The sequence below is a fragment of the Pseudomonas sp. TE12234 genome, from assembly GCF_054061835.1.
In genome coordinates this window covers 104,388-124,845 of the sequence record NZ_JBSSEP010000018.1, presented here as the reverse complement: position 1 = coordinate 124,845, position 20,458 = coordinate 104,388, and the positions used below count along the sequence as shown (strand labels likewise).

The window sequence follows — 20,458 nt, the reverse complement described above, 5'->3', positions numbered from 1 at the left end:
TTTTATAAATGTATGCACGATCAATGCATTGTCGGACAAGCGGTTAATTCACCAAACTCATGGATATATAAGTGTTAATTGATTGAAACAGTCGGCATGACGAAGTTGGTGATGTCTTGTATAAACAATTGTTGGTTATGCCAATGTTCCTGTCGTTATTGACATATTCAAGTTATTTCATCAATCAATGTGGCCGCCTGGTTTCTGACGTTGCCAACCGCTTTGGCGACCTTGTGCCATTGGAACGCGTCACTGCCTTCACCCTGCAAAAGTACCATCTGTTCGGCACGATCCTTCGGGGTGGCCGGGTCCAGCCATTCCCGCGCCAGCTCGGCTGACAGCACGACGGGGCGGCGGTCGTGTATGTCCAGCAAACCGCCAGCGCTGTCGGCGGTGATGATGACAAACCCGTCATCGTCTCGCGGCGCGGCGCCACCAAGGGGGAACTGCCCGATCGCCGCACAGTAGATCGGCCCCCGGTCGCGTCGTCGGATCAGCCAGGGTTGGCGGGTGCCGTCTCCGGCGTCGACCCATTCGAACCAGTTATCGATGGGGCAGATCGCCCGGTGCGGCCAGATCGCCCGGAAAAACGGGCCATGGGCGACTTTCTCGACCCGCGCATTGATCGGTGCCGCACGATCCTTTGCCCAGTGCGGGCGCCAGCCCCATCGCTGCCGATCGGCGTGCAGGCCGTCGCTTTCCAGATGCAGCAGCGCAAGCTGCGTGGTCGGCGCGGCGTTGTAGCGCGCCAAGGGTTCATCGCCAACGTGATTGATCAGTGCGTCGGGAATGCTCAGCACGGCAACGAAATCGTGAATGCCTCGATACTGCGACAGTCTTCCGCACATTGAATGAACCCTCCGTTGGGAGTTTTCAGCATAGATGCTCGAATCATTTCAGAGCACCCAACTCCGTAGGCGTCCGGCTTGCCGCGAAGCTGTGGACCAGGCAAGGCGGCGACCGTTTCAGTATTCCTTATCCATTAATCCCGGATGCCGGGCAGCGCCGGAACCAAACTCTGTGTACCCTGATCCAACCTCGGCCCACAGCGACCTGCGGGCTGGCGAAGGATGAACGGGCGAAGGACTTTGCCGTTTGACGTGGTGACCGAAACGGTCTGGCCCAAGGCAAAACATGAAACAGTTGGTCAAGGTTTTATCGGCGATCGCCATGGCAGCCAGTCTGCTGGGTTGTATCGCCGCCCCTATCGAAATGACACCGCAGACTGAACAACGTCTACGCACCCAACCCCCGATCCGCTTTCTGCTGACCTTCGATGACGGTCCCAGCGCGTCGAGTTTCTGGAACCCGACTGAAACCGTGCTCGATAGCCTGGCGCGCAATGGGTTGCAGCCGGACATCAAGGCCGTGTTCTTTGTGCAGACCCGCGCCTCACGGGCCGGCGCCAGTGACATCGGGCGCGCGGTCATGCACCACGAGCGCGATGCCGGGCACATTCTGGGCTTTCACACCGCCACGCCTTCGCACACCAACCATCGCTCCCTCGACCCGCAAGAGCTGGAGCAGGCTCTGACCAATGGCAGCGCCGACATCGCCGCGATCACCGGCGCGCCCCCGACGCTGCTGCGCCCGCCATTCTGGAACTACGACAAGCGCACCTTCGCCGCGTATCAGCAGCACGGCATGCATGTGTTGCTCACCGATTTGAGTGCCAACGACGGCAAGATCTGGGGCTTTAACGCCAGCCCCCGCCGGCGCGCCCACTTTCTGCGCTCGATGTCCGAAGTACGCGAGCGCATCGCCCGGGGCGAGCTGCCGGTGGTGGATGGGGTGATTCCGGTGGTGGTGACGTTCCACGATCTCAATCGCTATACCGCGCGGCACACCCGCGAGTACCTGCAAATCCTGCTCGACAGCGCCCAGGCGACAGGGGTGAGAACCGCCGAACAGCCGTTCTACGACGATACGGCCGCGCTGCAGCGGGCGGCGATGGCGCGTACCGTGCGCGACAGTTCGCAGCCGGTTGAGTTGCCTGGATTCTGGAACTGGATCTGGGGCGGAAATTCCGATTGAAAAAATGATCGAAACTGCGAGGCAGCTAACACTTTTTGCTGGCGCAGGATCGGTAAACAGCATCTATCCTGAGTGGGATCCAATCCGATCAATTGCCGTGCGAGGCAGCGGCCATGGTTCCCATTTCAGTTCTTTGCAACATAGTCGAGTCCGGTTTTGTGCCGTTGGCCTGCGAATGCACGGAGAACGGCGGGTTGCTCCGTATCGAGATCTACGAACCGGTGAGCGGGCGAGTGGAGCTGTTATTGAGCGGTGTCTCGACCGAAGACTTGACCAGTGTGCGTGCCATTTCCGAATTCATTGGCGAGTTGCGCACCGAGATGAAAGCCGGGCGCCGGGCGTTTGCCGGTTAACGCCGATCGCGGCTCATGAGGACCTGTGGAAAGGGAGCAAGCTTCCTCTCCACAGGTCCTCATGAGCCCTGCGGCAGCAGCTCATCAATCATCCGCAAACAATGGTTCAACCCCGGTGACACGTCGCCGACCCGCCGGCTGAGAATGATTGGCGAGGTCGCGTTGTCTTCCAGCAACGGGGTGAAACCAATGTCGTCGCGGTGCAGCAGTTGCACCGAGGCCGGCACCAGCGTGACGCCGATTCCAGCCCCCACCAGTCCGATCGCCGTTTGCAGTTCGTTGGTCCATTGCGCGACATGGATACTCACGCCATAGGATTCGAAGAGTGCAATCACGTGGTCGGCGTAACTCGGCCGGGGGTTGCCGGGGTACAGCACGAAGGCTTCTTTGGCCAGGTCGCGCAGGCTGATGGGACCGGCGAGCAAGGGATGGCCGGCGGGCAGGGCGGCGACCAGGCGATCTTCGGTGAGGACGGTCTGGATGATCGCCGGATCATCGATACGGATACGCCCGAAGCCAATGTCGATACGCCCGGCCTTCAGCGCCTGAACCTGCTGCAGGGTGGTCATCTCCGACAGCCCCAGCTCCAGCTCCAGCGGTTCGCCGCTGCGCAGGCGGCGAATCAGTTCCGGCAACACGCCGTAGAGCGTCGACGGCGCAAAACCGATGCCCAGCCAGGTCTTTTCCCCCAGGCCGATACGCCGCGTGTTGTCGCAGACCTTGTTGAGTTGTTCGAGCAGGGCCGTGGAGTGTTCATGGAAAAAACGCCCGGCGTCGGTCAGTTTCAGCGGTCGCCCGCGTTCGAGCAGGATCACGCCGAGTTCATCTTCCAGTTGCTGGATCTGCCGGCTCAAGGGCGGTTGGGCGATGTGCAGCAACTCGGCGGCGCGGGTGAAATTGAGGGTTTGAGCCAAGACCTGAAAGTAACGCAGGTGACGCAGTTCCATGGAGCCTCCAGTCGGCCATCAGTTGCATACCTTTAAGGTATCAAGTCAGACCAATTCTATATTGGCTTCCTGAAAAAAGCCGTACCAGAATCGATTCCAGAACTTCAAGAACCTGACGGGTATCGAAATGCTTGCAACAGCCATTGAATCGATCGAGACGATCATCGTCGATCTGCCGACCATCCGCCCGCACAAGCTGGCGATGCACACCATGCAGAACCAGACCCTGGTGATCATTCGCGTGCGTTGCGCCGATGGCATCGAAGGCATTGGCGAATCGACCACCATCGGTGGCCTGGCTTACGGCAACGAAAGCCCCGACAGCATCAAGACCAACATCGACACGCACTTTGCGCCGCTGTTGATCGGCCAGGACAGCGGCAACGTCAATGCCGCGATGTTGCGCCTGGAACGCAGTATCCGTGGCAACACCTTCGCCAAATCCGGGATCGAAACCGCGTTGCTCGACGCCCAGGGCAAGCGCTTGGGCCTGCCGGTCAGCGAGTTGCTCGGCGGTCGCGTGCGTGACGCTCTGCCGGTGGCCTGGACCCTGGCCAGTGGCGACACCGAGAAAGACATCGCCGAAGCGGAAAAAATGCTCGACCTGCGCCGCCACCGCATCTTCAAACTGAAAATCGGTGCCGGTGAAGTCAACCGCGACCTGGCACACGTGATCGCGATCAAGAAAGCCTTGGGTGACCGCGCCAGCGTGCGGGTCGACGTCAATCAGGCCTGGGACGAAGCGGTTGCGCTGCGTGCTTGCCGGATTCTCGGCACCAATGGCATTGACCTGATCGAACAGCCGATTTCGCGCAATAACCGCGCCGGCATGGTGCGCCTGAACGCCATGAGTCCGGCGCCGATCATGGCGGACGAATCCATCGAGTGCGTGGAAGACGCGTTCAACCTGGCCCGTGAAGGCTCGGCTTCGGTGTTCGCCCTGAAGATCGCCAAGAACGGTGGCCCGCGTGCGGTGCTGCGTACCGCCTCCATCGCCGAGGCGGCGGGTATCGGCCTGTACGGCGGCACCATGCTCGAAGGCGGCCTCGGCACGATGGCGTCGGCCCATGCCTTTATCACCTTGAACAAGCTGGCATGGGACACCGAACTGTTCGGCCCGCTGCTGTTGACCGAAGACATCCTCAGCGAACCGCTGGTGTATCGCGATTTCGAGCTGCACGTACCGAAAACCCCGGGGCTGGGCCTGAGCCTGGATGAAGAACGCCTGGCGTTTTTCCGCCGCGACAAAACATCCACTGCCATTCATCAAGCCTGAGGAGAGCATTATGCTGTTCCACGTAAAAATGACCGTGAACCTGCCGGTCGATATGAATCCGGAAGCAGCCGCCAGACTGAAAGCTGACGAGAAAGCCCTGGCCCAACGCCTGCAAGAACAAGGCAAGTGGCGTCATCTGTGGCGCATCGCCGGGCATTACGCGAACTACAGCGTGTTCGATGTCGACAGCGTTCAGGAACTGCACGACCTGCTCATGCAATTGCCATTGTTCCCGTACATGGCCATCGAGATCGACGCGATGTGCCGTCATCCTTCTTCCATCCGTGACGATGACCGCTGAACGGCGCCTGTTCAGCTCGCAACGCCCATAATTACAAGATGAGGACCCACCCAAATGAACGTCAAGATTTCCCATACTGCTGAAGTCCAGAAGTTTCTCGAAGAGGCCAGCGGCCTGCACAACGATGCCGGCAGCCCGCGCGTCAAAGCCCTGATGTACCGCATCCTGCGTGATTCGGTGAACATCATCGAAGACCTCGCCGTGACCCCGGAAGAGTTCTGGAAAGCCGTCAACTACCTGAACGTCCTGGGCGCGCGCCAAGAGGCCGGGCTGGTGGTGGCCGGGCTCGGCCTGGAGCATTACCTCGACCTGCTGATGGATGCCGAAGACGAACAGGCCGGCAAATCCGGCGGCACGCCGCGCACCATCGAAGGTCCGCTGTACGTGGCCGGTGCGCCACTGTCCCAGGGCGAAGCACGCCTCGATGATGGCGTGGATCCGGGTGTGACCCTGTTCATGCAAGGTCGCGTGTTCAACACCGCTGGCGAACCGCTGGCCGGCGCCGTGGTGGATGTGTGGCACGCCAACACTGGCGGCACCTACTCGTACTTCGACACCGCGCAATCGGAATTCAACCTGCGTCGTCGCATCGTCACCGATGCCGAAGGCCGTTACCGTTTCCGCAGCATCGTGCCGTCGGGCTACGGTTGCCCACCGGACGGTCCGACCCAGCAACTGCTCGATCAACTGGGCCGTCACGGCCAGCGCCCGGCGCACATCCACTTCTTCATTTCCGCGCCGGACCATCGTCACCTGACCACGCAGATCAACCTCGATGGCGATCAATACCTGCACGACGATTTCGCCTACGCCACCCGTGACGAGTTGATCGCCAAGATCACCTTCAGCGATGACCAGGCGCGTGCAGCGGCCCACGGTGTCAGCGGTCGGTTCGCGGAAATCGAGTTCGACTTCACCCTGCAGTCGTCGGCCCAGCCTGAAGAGCAGCAGCGCCACGAGCGGGTTCGCGCACTGGAGGACTGATCGAAAAACCCTGTAGGAGCGAGACTGCTCGCGATGGTCGTTAACGATAACGCGTGTTTACTGGCTAAACACGGTGTTCTCGAGTCCATCGCGAGCAGGCTCGCTCCTACACGTGTTTCGGTTCTAGAATGAAACGATGCAACCCATAACAACAATCAGAGTGACCCGATGATGCAAGCGCAACTATTGAGTCAGCGCAGCAGAGTGTTCGACCATGCCGACCCCCATGCGGTGTCTGGCTACGTCAATCAGCACGTCGGTAACCACTGTATTCTCATGCCCCGCGCAGGCCAGCCGCTGGCCAGTCTCGACCATCGCAAATTCGCCAGCCTCGATCTGTGTCGCATCAGCTACGGCGGCAGCGTGCGGGTAACCTCGGGCGCGCTGGAGGATATCTATCACCTGCAAGTGTTGCTGCGCGGCAACTGCCTGTGGCGCGGGCACGGCCAGGAACATTATTTCGCCCCCGGCGAATTGCTGCTGATCAACCCCGACGATCCGGTCGATCTGACGTACTCGGCCGATTGCGAAAAATTCATTCTGAAAGTCCCCACCCGTTTGTTCGAGTCGGTCTGCGATGAGCAGCGCTGGCGTTATCCGGGGCAGGGCGTGCGCTTTGTGGAGAACCGCTATCAGCTCAATGAGCTGGAAGGTTTCGTCAACTTGCTGGCGATGATTTGCCAGGAGGCCGAGGCCACCGAGCAGATTCCCAGGGTGCAGGAGCATTACACGCAGATCATCGTCAGCAAGATGCTCAGCCTGATGAAGACCAATGTCAGTCGCGAGTGCCTCGGTTCGCCGACGGCCACCTTTGACGTGATCGCCGATTACATCGCACAGAACCTCAAGCGAGACATCGACAGCGAAGAACTGGCACGCCAGGCCAGCATGAGCCTGCGTTCCTTGTATGGCCTGTTTGAGCGCAACGCCGGGGTCACACCGAAAAACTACATCCGCCAAAAGCGCCTGGAACGCATCAACGCCTGCCTGAGCGACCCGACCTGCAATGTGCGCAACGTCACCGAAGTGGCCATGGATTACGGTTTCCTGCACCTGGGGCGGTTCTCCGACAGCTACCGCAAGCAGTTCGGCGAGCTACCTTCCGACACCCTCAAGCGCAGGCTCTGAGCCACCCCCATCCTTCAGGGGCTGGCTTGCCAGCCAAGGCCGAAGCAAAAGCAAAAAGGGCCAGCGCAACCCGACGTTGCGCTGGCCCGAGGGTGACACCTGACTACGGTCCACTGGCATGGACCGCAACGAATCAATGGGCTCCGGCAGCCTTGTTCAGATCGCTTTCAGCCCATTCGGTATAGACGCAGGCATCCGCCGTCGCCCAGCGCACACGCACCGGATCTCCCGCCTTCATGGGCATGCCGGCCGCCGACAACGCCTTGACGGTCATTGATGTGCCGCCCGAGGTCACCACGCTGCAGGTCTGGCTTTCGCCCAGGAACAGCACTTCCACGACCTTGGCCGAGACTTCATTCCAGCCTGCCGCCAGGGGCTCCTTGGCCGCTTGCTCAACGCTCAAGGCCAGCGCCTTTTCCGGACGCACCATCAGCAGCACATCCTGATGGGTTTGCAGCCCGGCGGTCAGGCGGATCGACAGCGACTGACCTTCAAACGAGGCCGCCGCATTGCCCTGGGCCTTGAGCTTGAGGAAGTTCGAGTTGCCGAGGAACGAGGCGACGAAGGCATTCGGCGGGTTCTGGTACAGGTCATAGCCGCTGCCCAGGCCAACGATCTTGCCGTGGCTGAAGATCGCGATGCGCTGGGACAAACGCATGGCTTCTTCCTGATCGTGGGTCACGTAGACGATGGTGATGCCCAGGCGCCGATGCAGCTGACGCAGTTCATCCTGCAAGTCTTCACGCAGTTTTTTGTCCAGGGCGCCGAGGGGTTCGTCCATCAACAGGATGCGTGGCTCGTAGACCAGCGCCCGGGCGATGGCGACCCGTTGTTGCTGGCCGCCGGAGAGTTGCGAAGGGCGGCGATGGGCAAATTGCTCCAGCTGCACCAGCTTGAGCATGGCATCGACCCGGCGTTCACGTTCGGCCGCGGCCAGTTTGCGAATCGTCAGCGGGAAGGCGATGTTGTCGCGCACCGACAGATGCGGGAACAGCGAGTAGCGCTGGAACACCATGCCGATGTCGCGCTTGTGCGGCGGTACATTGACCAGCGACTGGCCGTTGACCAGGATCTCGCCGCTGCTCGGGGTTTCGAAGCCGGCGAGCATCGACAGGGTGGTGCTTTTGCCGGAGCCGCTGGAGCCGAGGAAGGTCAGGAACTCACCGTCCTTGATGTCCAGCGAGATGTTGTCCACGGCGGCGAAGTCGCCGTAGTACTTGTTCAGGTTGCGCAGGCTGACCAGCGGCTGGTCGTTTTGTTGCGCGCTATCTTTGATCACTGCACTCATGTCGTACTCCTGCGCGCTCAGGCGCTGATTTCGTTGCGCCGGCGCAGTGCGGCGGCGATCACCATGACCAATACCGAGAGGCCGATCAGCAGCGTCGAAGCGACGGCGATCACGGGCGTCAGGTCCTGGCGCAGGGTGGTCCACATTTTCACGGGAAGGGTCTGCAGGGTCGGGCTGGCCATCATCACGCTCAGCACCACTTCATCCCACGAGACGAGGAAGGCGAAGAGGGCGCCGGCCACCATGCCCGGACGAATCGCCGGGAAGGTCACCTTGAACACCGCTTGCAGGCGCGAGGCACCGCAGATCACCGCGGCATCCTCGATCGACTGGTCGAACAGCTTCAGCGAGTTGATGATCGAGATGATGGTGAACGGCAACGCGACAATCACATGGCTGACCACGAACGCGAACATCGTCCCGGTGTAGCCCAGCTTCAGGAACAGCGCGTACACCGCCACCGCGATGATCACCAATGGCACGATCATCGGCAGGGTGAACAGGCCGTAGAGCATTTCCCGGCCTGGGAAGCGGCCGCGCACCAGGGCGAACGCCGTCGGCAGGCCCAGGGCCACCGCAAAGAACGTGGTCAGCACCGCGACCTTGAGGCTGGCCATGGCCGCGTTCATCCAGTCAGCGTTGGAGAAGAACTGGACGTACCATTTCAGCGTCCAGCCCGGTGGCGGGAACACCAGCCATTGCGACGATCCGAACGACAGCAGCACGATGAACACGATCGGCAGCAACAGAAACAGACCGATCAGCCCGGTGGTGGTGTACAGGCCGAAGCGCATCCGGCGGCTCATGGCATTGGGAGTCAGGAGCATGACGGCTTACCTCGCGTTACTGGCGCCAACCGGGGATTCCGGCTGAAGCTTCAGGTAGAAGTAGAACAGCACCAGCGTAATGACGATCAGCAACGCGGCGCCGGCGCTGGCCAGGCCCCAGTTGAGGAACGACTGCACCTGCTGAATGATGAACTCGGGCAGCATCATGTTCTGCGCACCGCCCAGCAGTGCCGGGGTGACGTAGTAACCCAGGGACATCACGAACACCATCAAGCCGCCGGAGAACAGCCCCGGCCGGCACAGCGGCAGGAACACCCGGAAGAAGTTGGTCCACGGACTGGCACCGCAGATCGAACCGGCCTGCAGGATCATCGGGTCGATGGCCTGCATGGTCGCCTGCAGCGGCAGCACGATGAACGGGATCATGATGTAGCTCATGCCGATCACCACGCCGGTCAGGTTGTGCACCATCTCCAGCGGCTGATCGATGATGCCCATGGCCATCAGTGCCTTGTTGATCACCCCGGAGGCTTGCAGCAGCACCAGCCAGGAGTAGGTACGGGCGAGGAGGCTGGTCCACATCGACAACAGCACGATGTTGAGAATCCAGCGGCCCCAACCGCGCGGCACCAGGGTGATCGCCCAGGCCAGCGGGAAGCCCAGCAACAGGCTGAACAGCGTGACCAGGCCGGCCACCGAGAAGGTGTTGAGCAACACCCGGGCGTACGCCGAGTTGGCGAACAACTGTTCGTAATTGCCCAGGCCCGGCACCGGTTCAAGCACGCCGCGCAACAGCAGGCCAATCAACGGCGCGAGGAAGAACAGGCCGAGGAACAACAGCGCGGGGATCAGGTTGCTCGCACCACGCCAGCGCTGCGCCAGGGTCGGGGTTTGCGTCATCGCAGCGGCCTTGCCGGCAGCGCCGGAGGCGCTCCCGACGGGCGTGGATGGACGGGACGCGGTTACCGTCATTTTCATTTGACCAGCCATTCGTTCCACCGTGTCGCGATGGCCGGACCGTTCTTGGCCCAGTACGCGAAATCAAGAGTGATCTGATCCTTAACGTAGGCCGTCGGCAGGTTAGGGGCGAGCACCGAGTCCAGGCGCGCCACGCTGTCGACGTTGACCGGGGCGTAGGCGGTCAGGTTGGAGAAGTCGGCCTGGCCCTTGGCACTGCTGGCGTTGGCCAGGAACTTCATCGCCGCGTCCTTGTTTTTCGAACCTTTTGGAATGACCAGGATGTCGGCCATGACCAGGTTCTGTTTCCAGCTTACGCCAACCGGGGCGCCGTCTTCCTGCAGGGCGTGGATCCGGCCGTTCCAGAACTGACCCATGCTCGCTTCGCCAGAGGCCAGCAACTGTTGCGACTGCGCGCCACCGCCCCACCAGACGATGTCTTTCTTAATGGTGTCGAGTTTCTTGAAGGCGCGATCCAGGTCCAGCGGGTAGAGCTTGTCGGCAGGCACGCCGTCGGCCAGCAGCGCCAGTTCCAGCACGCCAGGGCTTGGCCATTTGTAGAGGGCGCGTTTGCCGGGGTAAGTCTTGGTGTCGAACAGCGCGGACCAGTCCTGAGGCTTGGCGGCACCGAGCTTGCCTTCGTTGTAGCCGAGGACGAAGGAGAAGAAGAACGAACCGACACCGTGATCGGAGACGAACCGCGGGTCGATCTTGGTGCGATCGATGACTTTGAAATCGAGGGGTTCGAGCAAGCCTTCGGAGGCGGCGCGCAAGGCGAAGTCAGCTTCGACATCGACCACGTCCCATTGCACGTTGCCGCTTTCGACCATGGCTTTGAGCTTGCCGTAGTCGGTCGGGCCATCCTGGACCACGGTGATGCCGGTGGCCTTGCTGAACGGGTCGGCCCAGGCCTGCTTCTGCGCGTCCTGGGTGCTACCGCCCCAGCTGACGAAGTTGACGCTTTCAGCCGCCATCAACGCCTGGCTGGTGACGCTCAGCAGTCCCGCAAAAATCGCTGCGGTTACACGTTTGTTCAACACCATTTTCACGCCCTCATTGTTGTGTTTATGAGCGGGGCTTTTGAGTGCCCGCCAGTCGGGAGCAGTAGGCCCTTCGAGTCAGTTCTGACTGTCCGGTCTATGGAATATCATATTATGGTATTCCAAACTTTGTGCAAGCACTTTGCCTTACCGGCTATCTGCCGAATCGGATTTTTCTGGAAAACTTCGGTGCCTCTGATCACCACCATCCCTTGTGGTAGCGAGCAAGCTCGCTGCCACAGGGGCAATTCCGCTCGGGTCACTGGGTGAAGGGAATACTCTCCACCACTTCCAGGTCGTACCCGGTCAAACCGGCGTATTTCAGCGGTGGCCCCAGGTGCCGCAGCTTGCCCACGCCAAGGTTTTGCAGGATCTGCGCACCGGTACCCACTTCCGAATAGATCCGCGACTGCGAACGGCTGAACTGCCGTGGCGTTTGGGTCAATTGCGGTACGCGTTCGAGCAACGCTTGCGAGGATTCGTGATTGGCCAGCACCACGACCACGCCACGTCCTTCTTCAGCCACTCGCTGTAACGCCGCCCATAACGTCCAGTTGGACGGCCCGCTGTATTCGGCACCGACCAGATCGCGCAACGGGTCGATCACGTGCACGCGCACCAGCGTCGCTTCATCGCGGCGCAAGTCGCCCATCACCATGGCCATGTGGACACCGCCTTCGATGCGGTCCTCAAAGGTGATCAGACGGAAGGTGCCATGCACCGTAGGCAGCTCGCGCTCGCCGATGCGTACCACCGTGTGCTCGGTACTTAAACGATAGTGGATCAGATCGGCGATGGTGCCGATCTTGATCCCGTGTTTGCGCGCGAACACTTCCAGATCCGGGCGACGGGCCATGGTGCCGTCGTCATTCATGACTTCGACGATCACCGAGGCCGGGGTGAAGCCGGCCAGGCGCGCCAGGTCGCAACCGGCCTCGGTATGCCCGGCGCGGGTCAGGACGCCGCCTTCGCGGGCGCGCAGGGGGAAAATATGACCGGGCTGCACGATATCGGCGGCGCTCGCGCCGTGGGCCACGGCCGCAGCGACGGTACGCGCCCTGTCGGCGGCGGAGATGCCGGTGGTCACACCGACGGCGGCTTCGATCGACACGGTGAACGCCGTGCTGAACACGCTGCCATTGCTCGGCACCATCTGTTCCAGGCCAAGGCGCTGGCAGTGCTCGTCGGTCAAGGTCAGGCAGATCAGCCCGCGCGCCTCCCGCGCCATGAAGCTGATGGCTTCGGCGCTGCAACGGTCGGCGGCGAGCAACAGGTCGCCTTCGTTTTCCCGGTCCTCGTCGTCAACCAGGAGCACCATCTTGCCTTGGCGGTAGTCTTCGATGATTTCTTCGATGCTGTTGAAGGCCATGTCTGGATTCTCGGTGTTTGATGGAGATGCGTTGTGGTATACCATAATACAAAACAACCGGAGAGGTCACTATGAAGGCGTACTGGATTGCTCACGTGGATATCACCGACCCCGATCAATACAGCCACTACACCCAGCGCGCACCCAAGGCGTTTGCCGAATACGGCGGGCGGATATTGGCGCGCGGCGGGCGCAGCGAGGCGATGGAAGGGCGGCAAACACCGCAACGCAGTGTGGTGATCGAGTTTGATTCCTATGACCAGGCGGTGGCCTGTTATCGGTCGGATCTCTATCAAGAGGCCAAGGGGCACCGCGAGGGGGCGGCTCGGGCCGAGGTGATCATTGTCGAGGGGGTGGCGCCGGTTTGATGGGGGGATGGGTACCCTTCAGGTTTTCCTGGATCTACTGTAGGAACTGGCTTGTCGGGGCGCCGCATCGCAGCGATGGCGGCCTGACAGCCGACCTGCGTTTTGTTGATTGAGTACATATCCGTTGCTGCGGTAACGGCGGCTTAGGGTTTCGCCCTTACGGCGAGGCACTTTTTTCAAACGCCGGAGTGCCGGCCCAGCAAAAAGTACCCAAAAAGGCTCGCCCCGGCGTCCGGCCCCTCGCTGAGGCTCGGGGTTCCTTCGCTGCGGTATCCATCCGGGGACACTGCCCTCCGGTTGGCTTCGCTTCAACCTACATGCAGCGTGTTCGACTGCGTCGAACGGCGCTGCGCGCCACTCCCCGGATGCACACCTCCACTCAGCCTCCCGAAGGGGCGGGTGGATCAAGATCAAGAGCTGCAGGCGAGCTAACGCTCGGCCTGATGAGTGGTGAGGAGCGGGGTGGCGCGCGTTGCTGTGCTTTTCTGTAGGAGCGAGCCTGCTCGCGATGAACCGGAGAACGCCGCGGGGTGTCAGACTCCCCGCATCATCGTTGACGACCATCGTCGGAACGCCGCCCGGAGCAGGCTCGCTCCTACGGGGGCGTTAGCGAATGAAGTGAATCTTGCCGGTATCGTCGTTGCCGATGTAGATGCCGTAGACCCCAGCCTGCCGCTCTTCGATGTAGCGTTCGAGAATCTGCCGGATCGCCGGGTAATAGATGCTGTCCCAGGGAATGTCCTCGGGCGCGAAGAATTTATAGTCGAGGGTTTCCGGCCCGTACTGGCCGGTGATTTCCAGGGCGATGGCGCGGAAGATGATGTACACCTCGCTGATCTTCGGCACGCTGAAGATCGAGTACGGCGAAAGGATTTCCGCGCGTACGCCGCTTTCTTCCCAGACCTCGCGCAATGCCGCCTGCTCGGTGGTTTCGCCGGCTTCCATGAAGCCCGCCGGTAGCGTCCAGGTGCCCGGACGCGGCGGGATGGCGCGCTGGCACAGCAAGTACTTGCCGTCCTGCTCGATGATGCAGCCGGCAATGATTTTCGGATTGACGTAGTGGATATAGCCGCAGCCGCGGCACATCAGGCGCTCGTGCGTATCGCCCGGCGGCAGCTGTTGACCCAGGTCAGGACTGCCACACTTCGGACAAAAGCTCGGGCTGAACATGATCAACGACCTATGCGGGGTTCTTTGAGGGCGATGGGCTGGGTGATCTCGGGGATTGCCCCGGTCTCTTCCTGCTTGCGCTTGAGGTAGTCGAGGGCCACGGTGGCGGCGGCGCGGACGTGGTCGACGCAGGCCTGGTGAGCGGCCAGCGGATCACCGCTCTTGATCGCCTCGACCATGCGTTCCATTTCCTGGTTACTGGCGCCACGACGGTTTTCCTGGGACACCGAGGTCGCGCGCAAGTAACTGATGCGCGCCTGCAACTGGCGCAACTGGGTGGCCGCGACATGGTTGCCGGAGCCTTCGAGCAACACGTCATAGAAGCCCTGTACGGAGTCGATGACCTGTTGCAGTTCACCTTCCTTCAAGGCCTGGCGGTTTTCTTCCAGGGCTTTTTCCAGGGCCTTGATGTCCTTGGCCTTGGCGCGCAGGGTGAACAGCTGGACGATCAGGCCTTCGAGCACGCAACGCAGCTCGTAGATATCGACCGCATCGGCCAGGGTGATGATCGCCACGCGTGGGCCCTTGGCGTCGGCGAATTCCACCAGGCCTTCGGATTCAAGGTGACGCAGGGCTTCGCGCACGGAGGTACGACTGACGCCCAGGCGATCGCACAGATCGCGTTCGACCAGACGGTCTCCCGGCAGAAGCTGGAAGTTCATGATGGCGCTTCGCAATTTATCCAGCACGATTTCGCGCAGGGTAACGGGATTGCGATTGACCTTGAAGTTGTCGTCGAGTGGCAGGCGTTTCATGGGGTCCGCTCTGATTGTGGCTGTCCATGCAAAAAAAGCACTTCGATTGCAGCAATCTCCGTGCTCGGTCGGATCAAACAGCCAAGGGGTTAACTGGAGGCCTCGGCATCGGCTTCGGCGAAGGCTTCACGGGCGAGCCGGAAACTGTCGACGGCAGCGGGAACACCGCAATATATGCCGACCTGAAGCAGAATTTCGCGTATTTGCTCACGACTCAAGCCGTTACGCAAGGCGCCGCGCACATGCAGCTTGAGTTCGTGCGGCCGGTTGAGGGCCGAGATCATCGCCAGGTTGATCATGCTGCGCTCCTTGAGCGACAGACCCTCGCGACCCCAGACGTGACCCCAGCAGTATTCGGTGACCATTTCCTGCAGGGGGCGGGTGAAGTCGTCGGCGTTCTCGATTGAGCGATTGACATAGGCTTCGCCCAGCACCTGAGTGCGGATCTGCAGGCCTTTTTCGTACTTCTCGTTGTTCATCTCAATTCTCTCCCGAGAGGTTCTGTCCTGTAGGAGCCGGCTCCTACAGGTTGATCAACATGACCTACAGCCCACCCATCAGGGTGTACTTGAGTTCAAGGTAGTCCTCGATGCCGTACCTGGAGCCTTCGCGGCCCAGGCCTGAGGATTTTATTCCGCCAAAGGGCGCGACTTCGGTGGAAATCAGCCCTTCGTTGATCCCGACCATGCCGTACTCCAGCGCTTCGCTCATGCGCCAGGCGCGCCCCAGATCGCGGGTGTAGCAGTAGGCGGCGAGGCCGAATTCGGTGTCGTTGGCCATGTGCACGGCCTCGGCTTCGCTATCGAAGCGGAACACCGCCGCCAGCGGGCCGAAGGTTTCCTCCCTGGCGACTTTCATCTGCGGGGTGACGCCGGCCAGTACCGTTGGCTGGAAGAACCCGTTGCCCAGCGCATGACGCTCGCCGCCGCACAGCAGGCGGGCGCCCTGGGCGAGTGCGTCCTGCACATGGTCTTCGACCTTGGCCACGGCGCGTTCATTGATCAATGGACCTTGAGTGATGCCCGCCTCGAAACCGCTGCCGACCTTGAGCTGCGATACCCGCTCGGCCAGCCGCGCGACAAAGGCGTCATGAATGCCGTCCTGCACCAGGAAACGGTTGACGCAGACGCAGGTCTGCCCGGCATTGCGGAACTTGGCAATCAGCGCGCCTTCCACGGCACGCTCCAGGTCGGCATCGTCGAAGACGATGAACGGTGCATTACCGCCCAGTTCCAGCGAAACCTTTTTCAGCGTCGGCGCGCATTGCGCCATGAGCAATTTGCCGATCGCCGTGGAGCCGGTGAACGACAGTTTGCGCACCAGCGGGCTGGCGGTCAGTTCGCCACCGATGGCGATGGCGTCGCCGGTGATCACGTTGAAGATGCCCGCAGGAATGCCCGCCTGTTCGGCCAGCGCGGCCATGGCCAGGGCCGAGAACGGCGTTTCCGGCGCCGGTTTGACGATGCACGGGCAGCCAGCGGCCAGTGCCGGGCCGGCCTTGCGGGTGATCATCGCCGCCGGGAAGTTCCACGGCGTGATGGCCGCGACCACGCCAATCGGTTCTTTGCTGACGACGATGCGTGCATCGCCCTTGTGGCTGGGAATGGTGTCGCCATAGATGCGCTTGGCCTCTTCGGCGAACCACTCGATAAAACTGGCGGCGTAGAGGATTTCACCCTTGGCTTCGGCCAATGGCTTGCCTTGTTCGAGGGTGAGGATCTCGGCCAGGGCGTCGGCGTTCTCCAGCATCAGCGCGTGCCAGCGCTTGAGCGTGTTGCTGCGCTCCTTGGCGGTCAAGCCGCGCCAGGCCGGCCAGGCTTTATTGGCAGCCTCGATGGCCAGGCGCGCATGCTCGGCGCCAAGGTTCGGCACGCGGCCGATGAGTTCACCGGTGGCCGGGTTGAAGATGTCCTGTTGCGTGCCGTCGGGTGCATCCAGCCATTGGCCGTTGATGTACGCCTGCTGGCGGAACAGTGATGAGGCTGCTGGGCTCATGCCGGCTCCTGAGTAAAGTGGTGGACCCTGTGGGAGCGAGCCTGCTCGCGAAAAACCCGAGAACGCCAGGGGCTGTCAGGCAGCACGCGATATCGTTCACGACCATCGTCGAGCACCGCCCGGAGCAGGCTCGCTCCTACAGGGACTGTGTCAGGCCAGGGTGGGCAGTGGGCCCAGCTTGCCTTTGTGGTAGATCATCGGCGTCACCGGTTGCTCGGGCAGAATCAGGTTCTTCACCGCGCCGACGATGATGGCGTGATCGCCGCCGTCGTATTCGCGCCACAGTTCGCACTCGATGATCGCCGTGGCCTTGGCCAGCAGCGGGTTGCCGAGTTCGCTCAGGTGCCAGTCGATGCCTTTGGCCTTGTCCTTGCCTTTGCCGGCAAAGGCATAGGCTTCGGCGGTCTGGTCGGCGGACAGCAGGTGAATCGCGAATTGCTTGCTGTCGCGCAGCACCGGGTAGGTGTCCGAGGCATAGTTGGGGCAGAACAGCACCAGGGCCGGATCAATCGACAGCGCACTGAAGGCGCTGGCAGTGATGCCGACGATGCCGCCGTCGGGGTCCAGGGTGGTGACCACCGTGACGCCGGACGGAAACGAACTCATGACGTCTTTGTAAATGCCGGGCTCGATCATTTCTCTGGACTCCTAGCGCATCACGAATGGATCAGGCATTGGCGCCTGGGAAAGGTTGATCCACACCGTTTTCAGCTCGGTGTAGGCCAGCACCGAATCGATGCCGCTCTCGCGTCCATAGCCGCTGTTCTTGAACCCGCCGATCGGCGCCATGGCCGAAACCGCGCGGTAGGTGTTGACCCAGATGATCCCCGAACGCACGTCACGGGCCAGGCGATGGGCACGGCCCAGGTCGCGGGTCCAGATGCCGGCGGCGAGGCCGAACTGCGAGTCGTTGGCGATCGCCAGGGCTTCGGCTTCGTCCTTGAAACGGATGACCGAAGCCACCGGGCCAAAGACTTCTTCCTGCATGATCTTCATCGAGTTGCGGTCGCATTCGAACAAGGTCGGCTCATAGAACCAGCCCTCGCCCAGATGCTGCGGACGCTTGCCCCCCAGGCGCAGGCGCGCGCCTTCGGCAATCGCATCGGCGACCAGGCCTTCAACCACCGCCAGTTGCTGGGCGGTGGCCATCGGGCCCATTTCGCTGCTGTCTTCCTGTGGGTTGCCGATGCGGATGCGCTGGGCGCGTTCCACCAGGCGACCGACGAATTCGTCGTAGATTTCGTCCTGCACCAACAGGCGCGAACCCGATACGCAGCTCTGCCCGGAGGCGGCATAGATCCCGGCGATGGCGCCGTTGATCGCGCTGTCGAGGTCGGCGTCGGCGAAAATGATGTTCGGTGATTTGCCGCCCAATTCCAGGGACAGCTTGGCGAAGTTCTCGGCGCTGCTGCGCACCACATGTCGCGCCGTGGCCGCACCGCCGGTGAAGGCGATTTTACGGACCAGCGGATGGCGGGTGAGGGCGGCGCCGGTGCTTGGGCCATAACCGGTGACGACGTTGACCACGCCCGGCGGAATGCCGGCTTCCAAAGCCAAACGGGCCAGTTCGAGAATGGTCGCCGACGCGTGTTCGGACGGCTTGATCACGATGGTGTTGCCCGCCGCCAGCGCCGGGGCGAGCTTGATCGCGGTCAGGTACAGCGGGCTGTTCCACGGAATGATCGCGGCGACCACGCCCATGGCTTCGTGCACGGTGTAGGCAAACAGGTCTGGCTTGTCCAGCGGCAGGGTGCCGCCTTCGAGCTTGTCGGCCAGGCCTGCGGTGTAGTGGAAAAACTCCGGCAGATAGCCGACCTGGCCGCGGGTTTCGCGAATCAGCTTGCCGTTGTCGCGGCTTTCCAGCTGCGCCAGTTGTTCCTTGTTTTCGGCGATCAAGTCGCCCAGGCGCCGCAGCAGTTTGCCGCGCGCGGTGGCGGTCAGGCCACGCCAGGCCGGGCTGTCGAAAGCCGTCTGCGCAGCCTGCACGGCGCGCTCGACATCGGCTTCGTCGGCATCGGGCAGTTCGGCCCAGGGTTCGGCCAGGGCCGGGTTCAGGCTTTCGAAGGTCTTGCCGGACAGGGCATCGACCCATTCACCGCCGATGCACATCTGGAAGCGTGCGAGTGTCATGCAACGATCCCCTTTATATGGTTTTGTCGGGAGTGCGCTTTATCGAGAAATTCCAGCAACAGCTGGTTGACCAGGCGCGGCGATTCTACGGGCATCATATGCCGCTGTTCGGCGAGGACGGCAACGGTCGCGCCGGGAATGCGTTCGGCCAGTTGCCGGGCCATCTCCGGGGTCGAGCCGGGGTCCAGTTCGCCGGTGGCGATCAGGGTCGGCACCTGGATGCCGGGCAGATCATCGGCGCGGTACATGTCCTGGGTCGCGAACAATTCATAGGTGGTCAGGTAACCCTGGGGGTCGTTGCCTGCCAGTGTCTGGCGAATCGCGGCGATCTGCGCCGGATTGGCCGCCTGGTATTCGCGGCTGAACCAGCGCGACAACGCCGCTTCGGCGTTGGCGTCCGGTCCATGCTCGGCGGCCTGGCTGGTGCGGGCGATCACACCGGCGCGCTGTTCGGCGCTGCGGTTGAACACACTGTTAAGCACCACCAGGCTTTGCAAGCGTTGCGGGTAATGCAGGGCGAAGGCCCGCGCCACCAGCCCGCCCATGGAGAAACCGATCACCGCCGCCTTGGGCAGTTGCAGGTGATCGAGCAGCTCCAGCAACTGGTCGGCATAGCCGAGCAGGGGCGTGCCGCTTTCCGGGCGCGGGCTGGCGCCATGACCGAGCATGTCGTAGGCGATAACCCGGTACTGGGAGGCCAGGCCAACGATCTGGCCGCCCCACATTTCTTTATTCAGGCCCACGCCGTGGATCAAGACCACGGGCTGGCCTTGGCCGGTCGCCAGGTAACTGGTTCCAGCCGGGGTGGTTTCAGCGGTGAGCCGAATCATGGAGCGCTCCTGCATACCTTCTTGTTGTCGTTATGCCGGCCGTCTTACTGGGCTTTCTCGGCCGCCAGTTCTTCAAGATCGATGTAGCGGTTGCCGATGCGTGGGTGCAGGCGGCCGCCATCGGCGCAACCCAGGACCACGACTATTTCGTCGGCACGCGGTGCGTCTTCGATCTGCATTTCCAGGGTGATGTAGTGCGAACGCAGGCCTTCATCGTCCTTGTGCATCATCGGGATCTGGATCGAGGTGCCCGGGCCGCCGCGCTTGTTGGTGAAGCTCAGGTAGCTCTTGGCTTTTACGGCTTCGCGGTAATGGTTGCCGAAGCGCAGGGTGTGGATCACGGCCGAGGCGTGCTCGATTTCGCCGTCGGCGCCGACCACGGCCGCCTTGCCGTAGGCTTCGATCTTCTCGGCACCGCCGATCAGGCCCACCAGGCGTTCAACCATCATGGCGCCGAGGTGGGAGCAGTTGGCGCGGATCTGTGGTTTCAGGTCTTCGACAAAGCCGTTGCCCACCCAAGGGTTTTTCATCACCACGGCCAGCCCGACCATGGTCACAGGCGTATCGCTGGCCTTGCCGCCTTCGATAAAGGTTTCTTCGATGTAGCTGACGATCTTGCGGATTTCGAAACTCATGAGCGGCTCCATTTCAGAGTGAAAAAGTGTCTGTGCGTCTGATGGTATACCATAATACCGTTAGTGCAAGACCCTGAATCGAGTTTCTGGTCGGAAGGTGCGCAAACCCG

Annotated in this window: 22 protein-coding genes; 7 read left to right on the top strand and 15 right to left on the bottom strand. The window is 61.8% G+C overall.

All coding sequences use genetic code 11. The annotated features are described in order from the left end of the window. Positions 1–167: 167 nt before the first annotated feature. Positions 168–848 (bottom strand): SOS response-associated peptidase family protein, encoded by a 681-nt coding sequence (locus tag ACVWYU_RS24195; protein ID WP_390955433.1) that lies wholly within the window; start codon positions 846–848, stop codon positions 168–170. Between the two features lie 286 nt (positions 849–1,134). Here ACVWYU_RS24195 and ACVWYU_RS24190 point away from each other — a divergent pair, with 286 nt between their 5' ends. Both ACVWYU_RS24190 and ACVWYU_RS24185 read left to right on the top strand, forming a co-directional pair. After that, positions 1,135–2,034: a polysaccharide deacetylase family protein gene (locus ACVWYU_RS24190; RefSeq protein ID WP_457373839.1), complete on the top strand. Its 900-nt coding sequence runs from the start codon at positions 1,135–1,137 to the stop codon at positions 2,032–2,034. 113 nt (positions 2,035–2,147) lie between these two features. After that, the gene (locus ACVWYU_RS24185) at positions 2,148–2,387 is read left to right on the top strand and encodes a DUF1652 domain-containing protein (protein ID WP_090319536.1); all 240 of its coding nucleotides are present in this window, start codon (positions 2,148–2,150) and stop codon (positions 2,385–2,387) included. A gap of 59 nt (positions 2,388–2,446) precedes the next feature. On the opposite strand, the gene ACVWYU_RS24180 is transcribed toward ACVWYU_RS24185, so the two are convergent. Further along, positions 2,447–3,334 carry a LysR family transcriptional regulator gene (locus ACVWYU_RS24180; protein ID WP_090319539.1) on the bottom strand — a complete coding sequence of 296 codons (888 nt, stop codon included), beginning with the start codon at positions 3,332–3,334 and terminating at the stop codon, positions 2,447–2,449. A gap of 127 nt (positions 3,335–3,461) precedes the next feature. Between ACVWYU_RS24180 and ACVWYU_RS24175 the strand changes: the two genes are divergently transcribed. The 4 genes from ACVWYU_RS24175 to ACVWYU_RS24160 all read left to right on the top strand — a co-directional run bounded on the left by ACVWYU_RS24175 (position 3,462) and on the right by ACVWYU_RS24160 (position 7,023). Then, positions 3,462–4,610 (top strand): muconate cycloisomerase family protein, encoded by a 1,149-nt coding sequence (locus tag ACVWYU_RS24175; RefSeq protein ID WP_457373838.1) that lies wholly within the window; start codon positions 3,462–3,464, stop codon positions 4,608–4,610. A gap of 10 nt (positions 4,611–4,620) precedes the next feature. Further along, positions 4,621–4,911, top strand: a complete 291-nt coding sequence (gene catC, locus ACVWYU_RS24170; protein ID WP_007978984.1) for a muconolactone Delta-isomerase — start codon at positions 4,621–4,623, stop codon at positions 4,909–4,911. Positions 4,912–4,965: 54 nt separating this feature from the next. Further along, positions 4,966–5,895: a catechol 1,2-dioxygenase gene (gene catA / locus ACVWYU_RS24165; protein WP_090319542.1), complete on the top strand. Its 930-nt coding sequence runs from the start codon at positions 4,966–4,968 to the stop codon at positions 5,893–5,895. 168 nt (positions 5,896–6,063) lie between these two features. Continuing rightward, on the top strand, positions 6,064–7,023 hold the full coding sequence (locus ACVWYU_RS24160; protein WP_090319545.1) for an AraC family transcriptional regulator: 960 nt from the start codon (positions 6,064–6,066) through the stop codon (positions 7,021–7,023). Positions 7,024–7,156: 133 nt separating this feature from the next. Here ACVWYU_RS24160 and ACVWYU_RS24155 read toward each other — a convergent pair whose 3' ends face one another. The 5 genes from ACVWYU_RS24155 to ribBA all read right to left on the bottom strand — a co-directional run bounded on the left by ACVWYU_RS24155 (position 7,157) and on the right by ribBA (position 12,465). Next, positions 7,157–8,311: an ABC transporter ATP-binding protein gene (locus tag ACVWYU_RS24155; protein WP_090319548.1), complete on the bottom strand. Its 1,155-nt coding sequence runs from the start codon at positions 8,309–8,311 to the stop codon at positions 7,157–7,159. A 17-nt stretch (positions 8,312–8,328) separates the two neighbouring features. Further along, positions 8,329–9,138, bottom strand: a complete 810-nt coding sequence (locus tag ACVWYU_RS24150; RefSeq protein WP_218436750.1) for an ABC transporter permease — start codon at positions 9,136–9,138, stop codon at positions 8,329–8,331. 6 nt (positions 9,139–9,144) lie between these two features. Further along, entirely contained in the window at positions 9,145–10,077 is a 933-nt protein-coding gene (locus tag ACVWYU_RS24145) for an ABC transporter permease (RefSeq protein ID WP_247254364.1), read from the bottom strand. Next, complete coding sequence (locus ACVWYU_RS24140) at positions 10,074–11,099, bottom strand: ABC transporter substrate-binding protein (RefSeq protein WP_090319557.1); 1,026 nt, start codon at positions 11,097–11,099, stop codon at positions 10,074–10,076. The genes ACVWYU_RS24145 and ACVWYU_RS24140 overlap by 4 nt, the downstream gene beginning before the upstream one ends. Before the next feature lie 256 nt (positions 11,100–11,355). Beyond that, on the bottom strand, positions 11,356–12,465 hold the full coding sequence (ribBA, locus tag ACVWYU_RS24135) for a bifunctional 3,4-dihydroxy-2-butanone-4-phosphate synthase/GTP cyclohydrolase II (RefSeq protein WP_090319560.1): 1,110 nt from the start codon (positions 12,463–12,465) through the stop codon (positions 11,356–11,358). A gap of 71 nt (positions 12,466–12,536) precedes the next feature. Here ribBA and ACVWYU_RS24130 point away from each other — a divergent pair, with 71 nt between their 5' ends. Further along, a complete protein-coding gene (locus ACVWYU_RS24130; RefSeq protein ID WP_247254365.1) occupies positions 12,537–12,833 on the top strand; it encodes a DUF1330 domain-containing protein in 297 nt (98 codons plus the stop codon). 606 nt (positions 12,834–13,439) lie between these two features. Here the strand turns inward: ACVWYU_RS24130 and ACVWYU_RS24125 are convergent. From ACVWYU_RS24125 to ACVWYU_RS24090, 8 genes are all read right to left on the bottom strand, one after another. Further along, a complete protein-coding gene (locus ACVWYU_RS24125; protein ID WP_090319567.1) occupies positions 13,440–14,003 on the bottom strand; it encodes an NUDIX hydrolase in 564 nt (187 codons plus the stop codon). Between the two features lie 2 nt (positions 14,004–14,005). Further along, positions 14,006–14,758, bottom strand: a complete 753-nt coding sequence (locus ACVWYU_RS24120; protein ID WP_248914195.1) for a GntR family transcriptional regulator — start codon at positions 14,756–14,758, stop codon at positions 14,006–14,008. An 89-nt stretch (positions 14,759–14,847) separates the two neighbouring features. Continuing rightward, entirely contained in the window at positions 14,848–15,237 is a 390-nt protein-coding gene (locus ACVWYU_RS24115; protein ID WP_130210457.1) for a carboxymuconolactone decarboxylase family protein, read from the bottom strand. A gap of 64 nt (positions 15,238–15,301) precedes the next feature. Continuing rightward, positions 15,302–16,753: an NAD-dependent succinate-semialdehyde dehydrogenase gene (locus tag ACVWYU_RS24110; RefSeq protein WP_457373837.1), complete on the bottom strand. Its 1,452-nt coding sequence runs from the start codon at positions 16,751–16,753 to the stop codon at positions 15,302–15,304. A gap of 150 nt (positions 16,754–16,903) precedes the next feature. Continuing rightward, complete coding sequence (locus ACVWYU_RS24105; RefSeq protein WP_090319577.1) at positions 16,904–17,389, bottom strand: flavin reductase family protein; 486 nt, start codon at positions 17,387–17,389, stop codon at positions 16,904–16,906. 12 nt (positions 17,390–17,401) lie between these two features. Beyond that, positions 17,402–18,883 (bottom strand): aldehyde dehydrogenase, encoded by a 1,482-nt coding sequence (locus ACVWYU_RS24100; protein WP_090319580.1) that lies wholly within the window; start codon positions 18,881–18,883, stop codon positions 17,402–17,404. Continuing rightward, the gene (locus tag ACVWYU_RS24095; RefSeq protein WP_090319583.1) at positions 18,880–19,713 is read right to left on the bottom strand and encodes an alpha/beta fold hydrolase; all 834 of its coding nucleotides are present in this window, start codon (positions 19,711–19,713) and stop codon (positions 18,880–18,882) included. Before ACVWYU_RS24095 ends, ACVWYU_RS24100 begins: the two co-directional genes overlap by 4 nt. 44 nt (positions 19,714–19,757) lie before the next feature. Then, positions 19,758–20,348, bottom strand: a complete 591-nt coding sequence (locus ACVWYU_RS24090) for an amino acid synthesis family protein (protein WP_457373836.1) — start codon at positions 20,346–20,348, stop codon at positions 19,758–19,760. Positions 20,349–20,458 lie beyond the last annotated feature (110 nt).